The sequence below is a fragment of the Paraburkholderia sp. Ac-20347 genome (genome assembly GCF_017104805.1).
GTDB classification, from domain to species: Bacteria; Pseudomonadota; Gammaproteobacteria; order Burkholderiales; family Burkholderiaceae; genus Paraburkholderia; species Paraburkholderia tropica.
In genome coordinates this window covers 30,822-45,628 of the sequence record NZ_JAAGPN010000015.1, presented here as the reverse complement: position 1 = coordinate 45,628, position 14,807 = coordinate 30,822, and the positions used below count along the sequence as shown (strand labels likewise).

Here is a 14,807-nt window from a genome sequence, read left to right as displayed (position 1 = left end):
GGCGGCGCCTGCCGCGCGCGCAGCTCACGCCGCGCGCCTCCTTTCAGATTGCCGGTTTCACGCATGGACGACGAACTCAATTCCCAACTCAAGCCGCTGCGAGAGCGTATCGACGCTCTCGACGCGCAGCTCATCTCCCTCCTGAACCAGCGCGCTGCTGTCGCGCTCGAAGTCGGCGAGGTGAAGAAGCATTTCAACGCGCCCGTGTTCCGTCCGGAGCGCGAGCTGCAGGTGATCGAACGCCTGCAGAACCTGAGCGCAGGCCCGCTCGGCAACGAGCACATCAGCGCCATCTGGCGCGAGATCATGGCCGCGAGCCGCTCGCTCGAAAAGACCATTTCGGTGGCCTATCTCGGGCCGGTCGGCACGTATAGCGAACAGGCGGTCTACGGTTACTTCGGTCAGTCGATCGAAGGTCTGCCGTGCCCGTCGATCGACGAGGTGTTCCGCGCGGTCGAGGCGGGCAGCGCCGAATTCGGCGTCGTGCCGGTCGAGAATTCGACCGAGGGCGCAGTGTCGCGCACGCTCGACCTGTTCCTGCAGACGCAGCTCTCGATCGGCGGCGAAATCGCGCTGCCGATCCAGCACAACCTGATGACGCAAAGCGGCAAGCTCGCGGGCGTGACGCGCGTGTGCGCGCATCCGCAGGCGCTCGCGCAGTGTCAGCACTGGCTGACGGCGAACGCGCCGCATCTGGAGCGTCAGGCCGTGTCGAGCAACGCGGAAGCCGCGCGTCTCGCGGCGGAAGATCCGACCGTCGCGGCCATCGCGGGCGAGCGCGCGGCCACGCATTACGGCCTGCTGATCGCCAACGCGCTGATTCAGGACGACCCGCACAACCGCACGCGTTTCGTGACGATCGGCAAGCAGCCGGCGGGCGTGTCGGGCCACGATCAGACGTCGATGATCGTCTCGGTGAAGAACGAGCCGGGCGCGGTCTACAAGCTGCTCGAACCGCTCGCGCGTCACGGCGTTTCGATGACGCGTTTCGAGTCGCGTCCGGCGCGTGTCGGCACGTGGGAGTACTACTTCTACATCGACTTCGAAGGCCATCGCGACGAACCCGCCGTGGCGGCCGCGCTCGACGAGCTCGGCAAGAAGGCGGCGTTCCTCAAGATTCTCGGTTCGTATCCGCGCTCGCGCTGAGTGCGCCGAGCGTTCGTGCGGCGCGCGCAGGCGCGCCTTCGCTGAATCAAGTCGATGTCACGTCGATGATGCCGCGCCGCCGCACGCGAGCGGCCCTGGAGAGACACGCATGACCCAGCCATTCGGCCCTTCCTATGTGCGCGCGATCGCGCCGTATGTCGCCGGCAAGCCGATTTCCGAAGTCGCTCGCGAGTTCGGACTCGACGAGGCGCGCATCGTCAAGCTCGCGTCGAACGAGAACCCGCTCGGCATGCCCGCGTCGGCGCAGCGTGCGATTGCGCAGGCGGCGGCCGAACTCGGCCGTTATCCGGACTCGAACGCGTTCGAGCTGAAGGCCGCGCTCGCGGCGCGTTACGACGTGCCGCCCGAGTGGATCACGCTCGGCAACGGCAGCAACGATATTCTCGAAATCGCCGCGCACGCGTGCGTGGAACGCGGTCAGTCGATCGTCTATTCGCAGTATTCGTTCGCGGTTTACGCGCTCGCGACGCAAGGGCTCGGCGCGCGTCACGTGGTGACGCCGGCCGTGCAGTACGGCCACGATCTCGACGCGATGCTCGCGGCCATCGCCGACGACACGCGCCTGATCTTCGTCGCCAATCCGAACAATCCGACTGGCACGTTCATCGACGGCACGGCGCTCGAAGCGTTCATCGCCAGGGTGCCGCGCGAGGTCGTCGTGGTGCTCGACGAGGCCTACACGGAATATCTCGCGGCGGACAAGCGCTACGACTCGATCGCATGGGTGCGCCGCTATCCGAATCTCGTGGTGTCGCGCACGTTCTCGAAGGCTTACGGGCTCGCGGGCCTGCGCATCGGGTTTGCGATCGCGCAGCCGGCGCTGACCGATCTGCTGAACCGTCTGCGCCAGCCGTTCAACGTGAACACGCTCGCGCAGGCCGCGGCGGTCGCGGCGCTCGGCGACACGGCGTTTCTCGAACAGAGCGCCGCGCTCAACGCCGAGGGCTATCGCACGCTCACGGCGGCCTTCGAGCGCATGGGCCTCGAATACGTGCCGTCGGACGGCAACTTCGTGCTCGTGCGCGTCGGTCAGGACGATCAGGCGGGCGAGCGCGTCAATCTCGGCTTGCTCAAGCAGGGTGTGATCGTGCGTCCGGTCGGCGGCTACGGACTGCCGCAATGGCTGCGCGTGACGATCGGTCTCGCCGACGAAAACGCCGCGTTCGTCGCGGCGCTCGAACGCAGTCTGGCCCCGGCATGAGCACGCCACTTTTTCTCGATCCGGTGATGGCGTGAGCGCGTTTCCCTTTAGCAAACTGGTGATTTTCGGTGTCGGCCTGATCGGCGGCTCGCTGGCGCGCGGGCTGCGCGAACGCGGCGCAGTGCAAGGTCAGCGCGGGCAGGTGATCGGCGTGGGCCGTCGTGCGCATTCGGTCGCGCGCGCGCTCGAACTCGGCGTGATCGACGCGGCCGCGACGCTCGACGACGAAGCGGCGCTCGCCGCCGCGCTCGACGGCGCCGACATCGTGTTGATCGCCGCGCCGGTCGCGCAGACCCAGGCGCTGCTCGAACGCATCGCGCCGCATCTGCAGCCGCACACGCTGATTACCGATGCGGGCAGCACCAAGAGCGACGTGATCGCCGCCGCGCGTGCGGCGCTCGGCGAACGCATCGGCCAGTTCGTGCCGGGCCATCCGATCGCGGGCCGCGAGTCGAGCGGCGTCGAGGCGGCGCTGCCCGACCTCTACGTGGGCCGCAACGTCGTGCTGTGTCCGCTGCCGGAAAATACGCCGGAGGCGGTGGAGCGTATCGCCGCGATGTGGCGCGCAACGGGCGCCGTGATCGGCCAGATGAGCGCCGCGCAGCACGACCGCGTGTTCGCGTCGGTGAGCCATCTGCCGCACGTGCTGTCGTTCGCGCTTGTCGACCAGATTCTCGATACGCCTGACGCCGAGCTGAAATTCTCGTTCGCGGCGGGCGGTTTCCGCGACTTCACGCGCATCGCGGCGTCGAGTCCCGAAATGTGGCGCGACGTGTGTCTCGCGAACCGCACGGCGCTGCTCGCCGAGCTGGACGCCTACACTGAAGTGCTGGCGAAGCTGCGCGTAGCCATCGACGCCGGCGACGGCGCGGCGCTCGAAACCGTGTTTGCGCGCTCGCGCGCGGCGCGCGAGGCGTGGCAGGAGCGCGGCGGCAAGAAGCTCGCGCAGGCGACGCCCGAAGCGGACGGCGCGAAGTAAAGCGACAAAGCAAGCGACAAAGATAGCGATCAGTAGTCAAGCATCAGCCATGCGGCGCGACGCAGTCCCGCGTCACGCCGCACCATCAGGACACGTCATGGAACACCTCGATCTCGGACCGTTCACCCGTGCGTCCGGCACGATCCGTCTGCCCGGCTCGAAGAGCATCTCGAACCGCGTGCTGCTGCTCGCGGCGCTCGCCGAAGGCGAAACCACGATCACGAATCTGCTCGATTCCGACGACACGCGCGTGATGCTCGACGCGCTCGAAAAGCTCGGCGTGAAGCTCAAGCGCGAAGACGACACCTGCGTCGTGCAAGGCACGCGCGGCGCGTTTACGGCGGTGCGCGCAGACCTTTTCCTCGGGAACGCGGGCACGGCGGTGCGTCCGCTCACGGCGGCGCTCGCGGTCAACGGCGGCGATTACCGCATCCACGGCGTGCCGCGCATGCACGAGCGCCCGATCGGCGATCTGGTCGACGGTCTGCGCCAGATCGGCGCGAAGATCGACTACGAGGAGAACGAGGGCTATCCGCCGCTGCGCATCCGTCCGGCGCAGATCGACGTCACGGCGCCGATCAAGGTGCGCGGCGACGTGTCGAGCCAGTTCCTCACCGCGCTGCTGATGACGCTGCCGCTCGTGCGCGCCAAGGACGGCGTGACGATCGTCGAAGTGGACGGCGAGCTGATTTCCAAGCCCTATATCGAGATCACGATCAAGCTGATGGAGCGCTTCGGCGTGAAGGTCGTGCGCCACGGCTGGCATCGCTTCGAAGTGCCGGCGGGCGTGCGTTACCAGTCGCCGGGCAAGATCATGGTGGAAGGCGATGCCTCGTCGGCGTCGTACTTCCTCGCCGCGGGCGCCATCGGCGGCGGCCCGCTGCGCGTGGAAGGCGTGGGGCGCGCGAGCATTCAGGGCGACGTCGAGTTCGCGGCGGCGCTCATGCGCATGGGCGCGAACGTCACGGTCGCCGACGACTGGATCGAGGTGCGCGGGATCGGCAACGATCACGGCAAGCTCGACCCCATCGACATGGACTTCAACCTGATTCCCGACGCGGCCATGACGATCGCCGTCGCCGCGCTGTTCGCCGACGGCGCGACCACGCTGCGCAATATCGCGAGCTGGCGCGTGAAGGAAACCGACCGCATCGCGGCGATGGCCACGGAGCTGCGCAAGGTCGGCGCAGACGTGGAAGAAGGGCCCGATTACCTGATCGTGCGTCCGCCCGAGAAACTTACGCCGAACGCGGCGATCGACACCTACGACGATCACCGCATGGCCATGTGCTTCTCGCTCGTGAGCCTCGGCGGCGTGCCGGTGCGCATCAACGACCCGAAGTGCGTCGCCAAGACGTTCCCCGATTATTTCGAGCGCTTCCTCGCGCTCGCCCAACCTTGAATCTCTTTAAGTCGCCGAGTCTCGCTGCCGAATGAAATCGACCCGTCCCTTTTATCCGACGCCCGTCATCGCGATCGATGGCCCGACCGCTTCCGGCAAAGGCACGGTGGCCACGCTGGTCGCCGCGCATCTCGGCTTTCACCTGCTCGACAGCGGTGCGCTGTATCGCCTGGCGGCGCTCGCCAGCATGCGCTACACGATCGCCGCCGATGATGCCGACGGCCTGGCGAAGCTGATCGACGACCTCCACATCACGTTTCGTGAGGGCATGGCCCAGCTCGACGGCGTGGACGTGTCGAACGATATTCGCGCCGAGGAAGTGGGCAACCGCGCCTCGATGATCGCCGCGCATCCGTCCGTGCGCACCGCGCTGGTGGCTCGTCAGCGGGCCTTCCGCAAGCTGCCTGGCCTCGTTGCCGACGGCCGCGACATGGGCACGGTGATCTTCCCGGACGCCGGTCTGAAGGTGTTCCTGACGGCCAGCGTGGAGGCCCGCGCGGCCCGCCGGTATAAGCAATTGATCCAGAAGGGATTTTCTGCTAATATGGATGACTTGCTCCGGGATTTGCGTGAGCGCGACGCGCGTGACAGTAACCGCGCAGCCGCGCCGCTCAAGCCTGCGGCGGATGCGAAGCTGCTGGACACCTCGGCGCTGACCATCGACCAGGCGGTCGAACAGGTCGTGCAGTGGTATCAGCAAGCGAGCGAACTGCGGAGTGAACTGCGACCCGCGCGGCAGGATGCGCACGGTAAATCGCAGTAAGAACGCAGTACAGCAGTAGCGGTAAATGTAGTGGTGCCCTGCTGGGAAGCAGGGCGTGTCTTAACCCTTTAACCCCGTATGGCTTTTGCATCTGTGCCACGAGCGTAAGCGCTCCGGCCTCAACGCCCAACCGGCCTGGAACAGGCTGGAAGCGCAGCAGAAACCATGCAAATCCAGATTTTTATGTCCGACCTGCAAACCTCCACCCCGAATACCGAATCTTTTGCGGCTCTGTTCGAAGAGTCGCTGACCCGCCAGGACATGCGCGCCGGCGAAGTGATTTCCGCCGAAGTCGTGCGCGTCGACCACAACTTCGTGGTCGTCAATGCTGGTCTCAAGTCCGAAGCCTATATTCCGCTCGAAGAATTCCTGAACGACGCGGGTGAAGTGGAAGTGCAGGCGGGCGATTTCGTTTCCGTCGCGATCGACGCGCTGGAAAACGGCTACGGCGACACGATCCTGTCGCGTGACAAGGCGAAGCGTCTCGCTTCGTGGCTGTCGCTGGAAAAGGCTCTCGACAACAACGAACTCGTGACCGGCACGATTACGGGCAAGGTCAAGGGCGGCATGACCGTCATGGTCAACGGCATCCGCGCGTTCCTGCCGGGTTCGCTGGTTGACACGCGTCCGGTCAAGGACACGACGCCGTACGAAGGCAAGACGCTCGAATTCCGCGTCATCAAGCTCGACCGCAAGCGTAACAACGTCGTGCTGTCGCGCCGCGCAGTGATCGAAGCCACGCAAGGCGAAGAGCGCGCAAAGCTGCTCGAAACGCTGAAGGAAGGCGCGATCGTCAACGGCGTGGTCAAGAACATCACCGACTACGGCGCGTTCGTGGACCTCGGCGGCATCGACGGCCTGCTGCACATCACCGACATCGCATGGCGTCGCGTGCGTCACCCGTCGGAAGTCCTGTCGGTTGGCCAGGAAGTCACCGCCAAGATCCTCAAGTTCGATCAGGAAAAGAACCGCGTTTCGCTCGGTATCAAGCAACTGGGCGACGATCCGTGGGAAGGCATCTCGCGCCGTTACCCGTCGGGCACGCGCCTGTTCGGTAAGGTCACGAACATCACCGACTACGGCGCATTCGTCGAAGTCGAATCGGGCATCGAAGGCCTGGTTCACGTGTCGGAAATGGACTGGACCAACAAGAACGTTGCTCCGTCGAAGGTTGTCCAGCTGGGCGACGAAGTCGAAGTCATGGTCCTCGAGATCGACGAAGACCGCCGCCGCATCTCGCTCGGCATGAAGCAGTGCAAGCCGAACCCGTGGGATGACTTCAGCCGCAACTTCAAGAAGGGCGACAAGCTCCAGGGCGCGATCAAGTCGATCACCGACTTCGGCGTGTTCATCGGTCTGCCCGGCGGCATCGACGGTCTGGTTCACCTTTCGGACCTGTCGTGGTCGGAAGCTGGCGAAGAAGCCGTCCGCAAGTACAAGAAGGGCGACGAAGTCGAAGCCGTGGTTCTGGGCATCGACGTCGAGAAGGAACGCATCTCGCTCGGCATCAAGCAGCTCGAAGGCGACCCGTTCAGCAACTTCGTTGCTGTCAACGACAAGGGTTCGACGGTTGACGGCGTGGTCAAGTCGGTCGACGCAAAGGGTGCAGTTATCACCCTGAACGCCGACGTCGAAGGCTACCTGCGTGCTTCGGAAATCGCGCAAGACCGCGTGGAAGATGCTCGCAACGTGCTGAAGGAAGGCGACAAGGTCAACGCGATGATCATCAACATCGATCGCAAGTCGCGTGGCATCAACCTGTCGATCAAGGCCAAGGATTCGGCTGAGACGCAGGAAGCCCTGCGCAGCATGTCGTCGGACACGGGTGCGGCTGCTACCGGCACGACCAACCTCGGCGCGCTGCTGAAGGCCAAGCTCGACGGCCAGAACCAGTAAGCCTCAAACGGGGGCAAGCTGAAGTATGACCAAATCTGAATTGGTCGCGCAGCTGGCTACGCGATTTCCGCAACTTGTCCTCAAGGATGCGGATTTCGCGGTCAAAACGATGCTCGATGCGATGTCCGAGGCGCTTGCCAAGGGCCATCGCATCGAAATTCGAGGCTTCGGCAGCTTTGGCCTGAACCGCCGGCCGTCGCGCGTCGGACGCAACCCGAAGTCGGGTGAAAAAGTGCTGGTGCCCGAGAAGTTCGTGCCGCACTTCAAGCCGGGCAAGGAGCTGCGCGAGCGTGTGGACCGTCGCTCGGGCGAGCCGCTGAAAGCGGACCAGCCGGACGACGATCTGTAAGCGCTGCAAGTTATTGCCGTGTTTGCGGTTGTCGGCAATCAATGCCAGATGGCCAGAACGCAAGGACCGGAAAGCGCCGGGGCTAATAGCCCGGCGCTTTTTTTTCGCCTGTTGGTTTCGCGTCCGCGGCGTCGTGGGGCGCTCGGCGTGTGTCCGTGCGAATGTCCCTGCGCGGTTTTGGCGCCGCCGCGCGTTCGCGCGCCACCTGCGCGGGCGCGAGGCCTTCCATTACAATACGGGACACTTCGGCGGCGCCGCTGCTGCGGCGCAACACGCGTTGCGGCATGCATGGCGACATACGTGCGGCGCCGGGGTTTGTTCAACTGCCAAGAGAATCCTTCATGAGATTGATCGCCTGGGTGATCCGTGTGCTGGTGTTCGTGCTGCTGCTCGTGCTCGCACTCGCCAACACGCAAACCGCGACGCTGAACTTTCTTGCCGGATATTCGTGGCAGGCTCCGCTCATTCTGATCGGCCTCGCGTTTTTCGTCGTCGGTCTGCTGGCCGGCCTGCTGTCCGCGCTGCCCGCGATTTTCCGGCTGCGCATGGAGAACGGCCGCCTCAAGCGCGAGCTGCGCACCGCGCGCGAAACGCCTGCCGTGGTGGCGGAGCCGCCGCTGCCGCCGCTCATCTGATCGATTTGCCGCTGCGCGTCTGCCCGGGCGCGCGGCTTGATTACCTCTCACCATCGCTCGCATGGATCTCGATTTCTGGTGGCTCCTCGTCATTCCCGTGGCTTTCGCACTCGGCTGGATGGCGTCGCGCTACGACCTCAAGGCGCTGCTGTCCGAAAGCGCCAACCTGCCGCGCTCGTATTTCCGCGGCCTGAATTTCCTGCTCAACGAGCAGCCCGACAAGGCCATCGACGCGTTCATCGAAGTCGCCAAGCTCGATCCGGAAACGGTCGAGCTGCACTTCGCGCTCGGTAACCTGTTCCGCCGCCGCGGCGAAACCGACCGGGCGATCCGCGTGCACCAGAATCTGTTGTCGCGCGCCGATCTGCCCGTGAACGAGCGCGATCACGCGCTTTATGAGCTGGGTCAGGATTTCCTGAAGGCCGGCATGCTCGACCGCGCCGAGGAAACCTTCAGCACGCTCAAGTCGGGCGATTACGCGCAGGGCGCGCAGCGCGCGCTGCTGACGATCTACGAGATCGAGAAGGACTGGAATCGTTCGATCGACACCGCGCGCCACCTCGAAACGATGGGCACGCCGTCGCTCGGCGTCGAGATCGCGCAGTTCCATTGCGAACTCGCGCAGGAAGCGCTGCAGCAGAAGAAGCCCGACGAAGCGCGCCGTCAGCTCGGCCTCGCGCTCAAGGCGAACGAGCACAACGTGCGCGCGACCATTCTCGCGGGCGATGTCGATGCGGCCAGCGGCAACTGGGAGTCGGCGCTCGTGCAGTGGCAGCGCGTCGAAGCGCAGAACCCCGCCTATCTGCCGCTCGTGGCCGAAAAGGTCATGAAGGGCTACGAGGCGCTCTGCCGCGCGCACGACGGCGCGCAGTTGCTCATGGAGTGGGTCGATCGCCATTCGTCGAACGATCTGCTCGATGTGGCCTATAAATATGTGTCGGAGCTGAGCGGTCCCGAAGCGGCGCACACGCTCGCGCGCACGCAGATGCAGAAGTCGCCGAATCTCGCCGGCATGACGCGTCTGCTCGAAGCGCAACAGGCGACGGCCGAAGAGCCGCGCCGCAGCGAACTCGAACTCATGCGCAAGCTGATCCAGCAGCGCACCAAGAACCTGCCGCGCTACACCTGCCAGAACTGCGGCTTCCGGGCGCGCCTGTTCTACTGGCAGTGCCCTGGCTGCAGCGGGTGGGAAACCTACGCGCCGCGCCGCGTCGAGCCGATTCCGGCTTCCAGCTGACGCGCCGCCGCGCACGCATTACCTCAATCCGAATCTGTTACCGGAGCGCGTATGAAAATCACCATTATCGGTACCGGCTATGTTGGCCTCGTCACCGGGGCGTGCCTTGCCGAAATCGGTCACGACGTGTTCTGCCTCGACGTCGATCCGCGCAAGATCGACATCCTGAACAACGGCGGCGTGCCGATCCATGAGCCGGGTCTGCTCGAGCTCATTCAGCGTAACCGCAAGGCGCGCCGCATCACGTTTTCCACCGACGTCGCCGCGAGCGTCGAGCACGGCGAAGTGCAGTTCATCGCCGTCGGCACGCCGCCCGACGAAGACGGCTCGGCGGACCTGCAATACGTGCTCGAAGCGGCCCGCAGCATCGGCCGCCACATGACCGGCTTCAAGGTGATCGTCGACAAGTCGACGGTGCCCGTCGGCACGGCGCAGCGCGTGCAGGCCGTGATCGCCGAAGAGCTCGCCAAGCGTGGCCTCGGCGCGAGCGACGCGCAGCGCTTCTCGGTGGTCTCGAACCCCGAATTCCTGAAAGAGGGCGCGGCCGTGGACGACTTCATGCGTCCGGACCGCATCATTATCGGCATCGACGAGGACGCCAATGGCGAAGTCGCGCGCGAGAAGATCAAGCGCCTCTACGCGCCGTTCAACCGCAATCACGAACGCACGATCTACATGGATGTGCGCTCGGCCGAATTCACCAAGTACGCGGCCAACGCGATGCTGGCCACGCGCATTTCGTTCATGAACGAAATGGCGAATCTGGCCGACCGCGTCGGCGCCGATATCGAGTCGGTGCGTCGCGGCATCGGTTCGGACCCGCGCATCGGCTATCACTTCCTGTACGCCGGTTGCGGCTACGGCGGCTCGTGCTTCCCGAAGGACGTGCAGGCGCTGATCCGCACGGCTGCGGAGTCGGGCCAGAACCTGCGCATTCTCGAGGCGGTCGAGGACGTCAACGACGGCCAGAAGGACGTGCTCGTGAACAAGATCGTCCAGTCGCTGGGCGAGGACCTCAAGGACAAGCATTTCGCGGTCTGGGGTCTCGCGTTCAAGCCGAACACCGACGACATGCGCGAGGCGCCGAGCCGCCGTCTGATCGCCGAGCTGCTGCGCCGTGGCGCGACGGTGTCGGCGTACGATCCGGTCGCGACGGAAGAAGCGCGTCGCGTGTTCGCGCTGGATCTGGCGAGCGCGCCCGAACTGCAGGCGCGCCTGACGTTCGCGGCGAGCCAGGACGACACGCTGACGGGCGCCGACGCGCTCGTGGTCGTCACCGAATGGACGGCGTTCAAGGCGCCGGACTTCGAATTCCTGAAGGAACAGTTGAAGACCCCGCGCATCTTCGACGGACGTAATCTGTACGAGCCCGACGCGATGGCGGAGCTCGGTTTCGACTATCACTCGATTGGGCGGCCCCATGTCAAACACGCAAACCCGGCCGCAGTCTGACGCCATGACCGACAGCGCGGCGCTCGCGCCCGAAGTCCAGGCCGTGCCGCGCGCGCAGTTCGCGCGCTCGCGTGTGCTCGTGGTCGGCGACGTGATGCTCGACCGTTACTGGTTCGGCGACGTCAACCGCATTTCGCCGGAAGCGCCGGTGCCGGTCGTGCACGTGCAGCGCCAGGAAGACCGTCTCGGCGGCGCGGCCAACGTCGCGCGCAATGCTGCGGCGCTGGGTGCGCAGGCGGGCCTGCTGTGCGTGGTTGGTCACGACGAGCCGGGCGAGCGCATCGTCACGCTGCTCGGCGAGAGCAACGTGAACGCGTATCTCGAACGCGATCCCGCGCTGCCCACCACCATCAAGCTGCGCGTGCTGTCGCGCCAGCAGCAGCTGCTGCGCGTGGACTTCGAAAACACGCCCGCGCACGAGGCGCTGCTCGCCGGCCTCGCGCGCTTCGACGCGCTGCTGCCGTCGCATGACGTGATCCTGATGTCGGATTACGCGAAGGGCGGCCTCACGCACGTCACGCAGATGATCTCGACCGCGCGCGCGGCGGGCAAATCGGTGCTGGTCGACCCGAAGGGCGACGACTGGGAGCGCTATCGCGGCGCGAGCGTCATTACGCCGAATCGCGCGGAGCTGCGCGAAGTGGTCGGCACCTGGAAGTCGGAAGACGACCTGCTCGCGCGTGTGACGAAACTGCGCCACGAATTGCAGTTCGACGCGCTGCTGCTCACGCGCTCGGAAGAGGGTATGACGCTCTTTTCCGAAGAGGGCGTGCTGCACGCGCCGGCTGTCGCGCGCGAAGTGTATGATGTCTCGGGCGCCGGCGACACCGTCATCGCGACCGTCGCGGTCTCGCTGGGCGCGGGCCTCTCGCTCGTCGAAGGCGTCGCGCTCGCGAATCGCGCCGCCGGTATCGTGGTCGGCAAGCTCGGTACGGCCACCGTCGACTACGACGAACTCTTTCAATGACGTGCCGCGCGCGGCGGCCACCAGGCTGTCGCGTGACGGACGCATCCCCGGGCCGGCTTCGGAGAGTTTTGCCGGTCCCGCGTGAACTCCTCTGCGCAGAACTACCATGACCCTCATCGTCACCGGCGCGGCCGGCTTTATCGGCAGCAACATCGTCAAGGCGCTCAACGAACGCGGCGAAGATCGCATCATCGCCGTCGATAACCTCACGCGCGCCGACAAATTCAAGAATCTGGTCGATTGCGAAATCGACGACTACATCGACAAGACCGAGTTCGTCGAGCGCTTCGCGCGCGGCGACTTCGGCAAGGTGCGCGCGGTGTTCCATGAAGGCGCCTGTTCGGACACGATGGAAACCGACGGCCGCTACATGATGGACAACAACTTCCGCTACAGCCGCGCGGTGCTCGACGCGTGTCTCGCGCAGGGCACGCAGTTTCTGTATGCGTCGTCGGCGGCGATTTACGGCGGCTCGAGCCGCTTCGTCGAAGAGCGCGACGTGGAAGCGCCGCTCAACGTGTACGGCTATTCGAAGTTCCTGTTCGACCAGGTGATCCGCCGCGTGCTGCCGAAGGCGCAAAGCCAGATCGCGGGCTTCCGCTACTTCAACGTGTACGGTCAGCGCGAAACGCACAAGGCGCGCATGGCGTCGGTGGCGTTTCACAACTTCAACCAGTTCCGTGCCGAAGGCCGCGTGAAGCTGTTCGGCGAGTACAACGGCTACGCGCCGGGCGAGCAGACGCGCGATTTCGTGTCGGTGGAAGACGTGGTGAAGGTGAACCTGTTCTTCTTCGATCATCCGGAAAAGAGCGGCATCTTCAATCTGGGCAGCGGCCGCGCGCAACCGTTCAACGACATCGCGACGAGCGTGGTGAACACGCTGCGCGCGCTCGAAGGTAAGCCGGCGCTCTCGCTCGCGGAGCAGGTGAAGGAAGGGCTGATCGAGTACATTCCGTTCCCGGATGCGCTGCGCGGCAAGTATCAGTGCTTCACGCAGGCCGATCAGTCGAAGCTGCGCGCAGCGGGCTACGACGCGCCGTTCCTGACGGTGCAGGAAGGTGTCGATCGTTACGTACGTTGGCTGTCTGGCCAGGTGTAACGCGCGATCGTTGCTCCCTAAACTGGACTCTCCTCGCCGGCGATGGTCGCCGGCGACGGCACAAGGGAGATCCAGCATGTTCAAGAAGCTTCTCGCCGCGGTCGCGCTCGTCGCCGCGTTCGGCCAGGCCTTCGCGGCCGTGGACGTCAACACTGCCAATGAAGATGCGCTGCGCGGCATCAAGGGCATCGGTCCCGCGCGGGCCAAGGCCATTCTCGACGAGCGCGGCGCGCACGGTCCGTTCAAGGACGCGTCCGATCTCGGCAAGCGCGTGAAGGGGCTTGGCGGCCACACCGTCGAACGTTTGCAGGCCGAAGGATTGTCGGTCGGTCCCGCGAACGGGCAGGCTGCCGTTGCGGCGCAAGGCGCGAAGGGCGCGCAGAGCGCACCGAACGCGCAAGGCAAGAACGCAGCGCCGCAGCCGGCTACCGTCGCCGTCAAGAAGTAGGGTCACGCTGCCGCAGTGTAGATTCGCGTGGGGTCGCGTGCGCCCGAGCCGGTGCGCCACGGCGTGCGCGACTTCGCAGAACAGGGATGAGCGGTTCCTTCAGGTGTCGCTTCGGCGACATTGACCCGCGGCTTGCGCCGCGGGCTTTTTGCAGCGCTGCCCGAATCCTCACCGAATCCCCAGTTTTTCCATCCCCACCGATGTCAGGGCTAGTCGGCGAGGGTTGGCCGCGTGGTTTAGAATCGAACGATCACGTATTCGCACAATCGCACGTCATTGCGCCTCACTATTCACTATGCCCTACAAGACTATTGAAGACACGATCGGCAACACGCCGCTCGTGCAGCTCGTTCGTCTCCCGGACGATGAAATCCGCGCCCGCAACAACGTCGTGCTGGCGAAGCTGGAAGGCAACAATCCGGCGGGTTCGGTGAAGGACCGCCCGGCGCTGTCCATGATCCACAAGGCCGAGGAACGCGGCCGCATCAAGCCCGGCGACACGCTGATCGAAGCCACGAGCGGCAACACGGGCATCGCGCTCGCCATGGCTGCGGCGATCCGCGGCTACAAGATGGTGCTGATCATGCCCGAGGACCTCTCGGTCGAGCGCCGTCAGAGCATGGCCGCCTACGGCGCGGAAATCCTGTTGACGCCGGTCAAGGGCGGCATGGAATACGCGCGCGATCTCGCCGAACAGATGCAGCGCGACGGCAAGGGCATCATCCTCGACCAGTTCGCGAACCCGGACAATCCGCTCGCGCACTACGAGACCACGGGCCCGGAAATCTGGCGCGACACGGAAGGGCGCATCACGCACTTCGTTTCATCGATGGGCACGACGGGCACCATCATGGGCACGTCGCAGTATCTGAAGGAACAGAGCACGGCGATCGAGATCGTCGGCGCGCAGCCTGAAGACGGCTCGCGCATTCCGGGCATCCGCAAGTGGCCCGAAGCCTATCTGCCGAAGATTTTCGACCGCAGTCGCGTCGATCGCGTGGAGAACGTGAGCCAGGCCGCAGCCGAAGCGATGGCGCGCCGCCTTGCCTCGGTCGAAGGTATTTTCGCGGGCATCTCGTCGGGTGGCGCGTGCGAAGTGGCCATGCGCATCGCGCGTCAGGTCGAGAACGCGACGATCGTGTTCATCGTCTGCGATCGCGGCGACCGCTATCTGTCGACGGGCGTGTTCCCGGCGTAAGCGAATCCGCCGCG

The 14,807-nt window shown here is 65.2% G+C and carries 14 protein-coding genes; all 14 read left to right on the top strand.

The genetic code is table 11. The features are described from left to right. Window positions 1-63 precede the first annotated feature (63 nt). The 14 genes from pheA (at window position 64) to cysM (ending at window position 14,793) form a co-directional block, all read left to right on the top strand. The gene (pheA, locus tag G3N97_RS05105; RefSeq protein WP_065058277.1) at window positions 64-1,146 is read left to right on the top strand and encodes a prephenate dehydratase; all 1,083 of its coding nucleotides are present in this window, start codon (window positions 64-66) and stop codon (window positions 1,144-1,146) included. A gap of 109 nt (window positions 1,147-1,255) precedes the next feature. After that, a complete protein-coding gene (gene hisC, locus G3N97_RS05100; RefSeq protein WP_205992230.1) occupies window positions 1,256-2,368 on the top strand; it encodes a histidinol-phosphate transaminase in 1,113 nt (370 codons plus the stop codon). A 31-nt stretch (window positions 2,369-2,399) separates the two neighbouring features. Further along, a complete protein-coding gene (locus tag G3N97_RS05095; protein WP_205992229.1) occupies window positions 2,400-3,347 on the top strand; it encodes a prephenate dehydrogenase/arogenate dehydrogenase family protein in 948 nt (315 codons plus the stop codon). A gap of 97 nt (window positions 3,348-3,444) precedes the next feature. Beyond that, window positions 3,445-4,749: a 3-phosphoshikimate 1-carboxyvinyltransferase gene (gene aroA, locus G3N97_RS05090; RefSeq protein ID WP_205992228.1), complete on the top strand. Its 1,305-nt coding sequence runs from the start codon at window positions 3,445-3,447 to the stop codon at window positions 4,747-4,749. A gap of 31 nt (window positions 4,750-4,780) precedes the next feature. After that, on the top strand, window positions 4,781-5,512 hold the full coding sequence (gene cmk / locus G3N97_RS05085; protein WP_205992227.1) for a (d)CMP kinase: 732 nt from the start codon (window positions 4,781-4,783) through the stop codon (window positions 5,510-5,512). A gap of 165 nt (window positions 5,513-5,677) precedes the next feature. Then, window positions 5,678-7,408, top strand: a complete 1,731-nt coding sequence (rpsA, locus tag G3N97_RS05080; protein ID WP_065058282.1) for a 30S ribosomal protein S1 — start codon at window positions 5,678-5,680, stop codon at window positions 7,406-7,408. 25 nt (window positions 7,409-7,433) lie between these two features. Further along, window positions 7,434-7,757, top strand: coding sequence for an integration host factor subunit beta (locus G3N97_RS05075; protein ID WP_205992226.1), 324 nt, complete (start codon window positions 7,434-7,436; stop codon window positions 7,755-7,757). A gap of 341 nt (window positions 7,758-8,098) precedes the next feature. Then, complete coding sequence (locus G3N97_RS05070) at window positions 8,099-8,392, top strand: LapA family protein (RefSeq protein WP_065058283.1); 294 nt, start codon at window positions 8,099-8,101, stop codon at window positions 8,390-8,392. Between the two features lie 61 nt (window positions 8,393-8,453). Further along, the gene (lapB, locus tag G3N97_RS05065; protein ID WP_205992225.1) at window positions 8,454-9,629 is read left to right on the top strand and encodes a lipopolysaccharide assembly protein LapB; all 1,176 of its coding nucleotides are present in this window, start codon (window positions 8,454-8,456) and stop codon (window positions 9,627-9,629) included. A gap of 51 nt (window positions 9,630-9,680) precedes the next feature. After that, window positions 9,681-11,081 (top strand): UDP-glucose/GDP-mannose dehydrogenase family protein, encoded by a 1,401-nt coding sequence (locus G3N97_RS05060; RefSeq protein WP_065058285.1) that lies wholly within the window; start codon window positions 9,681-9,683, stop codon window positions 11,079-11,081. A 4-nt stretch (window positions 11,082-11,085) separates the two neighbouring features. Further along, window positions 11,086-12,048: a D-glycero-beta-D-manno-heptose-7-phosphate kinase gene (gene rfaE1, locus G3N97_RS05055; RefSeq protein WP_241030396.1), complete on the top strand. Its 963-nt coding sequence runs from the start codon at window positions 11,086-11,088 to the stop codon at window positions 12,046-12,048. 106 nt (window positions 12,049-12,154) lie between these two features. Beyond that, window positions 12,155-13,147, top strand: coding sequence for an ADP-glyceromanno-heptose 6-epimerase (gene rfaD / locus G3N97_RS05050; protein ID WP_205992223.1), 993 nt, complete (start codon window positions 12,155-12,157; stop codon window positions 13,145-13,147). A 76-nt stretch (window positions 13,148-13,223) separates the two neighbouring features. Further along, a complete protein-coding gene (locus G3N97_RS05045) occupies window positions 13,224-13,595 on the top strand; it encodes a helix-hairpin-helix domain-containing protein (protein WP_205992222.1) in 372 nt (123 codons plus the stop codon). 295 nt (window positions 13,596-13,890) lie between these two features. Further along, entirely contained in the window at window positions 13,891-14,793 is a 903-nt protein-coding gene (gene cysM / locus G3N97_RS05040; protein WP_205992221.1) for a cysteine synthase CysM, read from the top strand. Window positions 14,794-14,807 lie beyond the last annotated feature (14 nt).

Excerpts from the sequence above, each read along its gene's own strand:
- pheA (WP_065058277.1), top strand. The coding sequence starts at position 64 with ATGGACGACGAACTCAATTCCCAACTCAAGCCGCTGCGAGAGCGTATC.
- hisC (WP_205992230.1), top strand. The coding sequence starts at position 1,256 with ATGACCCAGCCATTCGGCCCTTCCTATGTGCGCGCGATCGCGCCGTAT.
- aroA (WP_205992228.1), top strand. The coding sequence starts at position 3,445 with ATGGAACACCTCGATCTCGGACCGTTCACCCGTGCGTCCGGCACGATC.
- cmk (WP_205992227.1), top strand. The coding sequence starts at position 4,781 with ATGAAATCGACCCGTCCCTTTTATCCGACGCCCGTCATCGCGATCGAT.
- rpsA (WP_065058282.1), top strand. The coding sequence starts at position 5,678 with ATGCAAATCCAGATTTTTATGTCCGACCTGCAAACCTCCACCCCGAAT.
- G3N97_RS05075 (WP_205992226.1), top strand. The coding sequence starts at position 7,434 with ATGACCAAATCTGAATTGGTCGCGCAGCTGGCTACGCGATTTCCGCAA.
- G3N97_RS05070 (WP_065058283.1), top strand. The coding sequence starts at position 8,099 with ATGAGATTGATCGCCTGGGTGATCCGTGTGCTGGTGTTCGTGCTGCTG.
- lapB (WP_205992225.1), top strand. The coding sequence starts at position 8,454 with ATGGATCTCGATTTCTGGTGGCTCCTCGTCATTCCCGTGGCTTTCGCA.
- G3N97_RS05060 (WP_065058285.1), top strand. The coding sequence starts at position 9,681 with ATGAAAATCACCATTATCGGTACCGGCTATGTTGGCCTCGTCACCGGG.
- rfaE1 (WP_241030396.1), top strand. The coding sequence starts at position 11,086 with ATGACCGACAGCGCGGCGCTCGCGCCCGAAGTCCAGGCCGTGCCGCGC.
- rfaD (WP_205992223.1), top strand. The coding sequence starts at position 12,155 with ATGACCCTCATCGTCACCGGCGCGGCCGGCTTTATCGGCAGCAACATC.
- G3N97_RS05045 (WP_205992222.1), top strand. The coding sequence starts at position 13,224 with ATGTTCAAGAAGCTTCTCGCCGCGGTCGCGCTCGTCGCCGCGTTCGGC.
- cysM (WP_205992221.1), top strand. The coding sequence starts at position 13,891 with ATGCCCTACAAGACTATTGAAGACACGATCGGCAACACGCCGCTCGTG.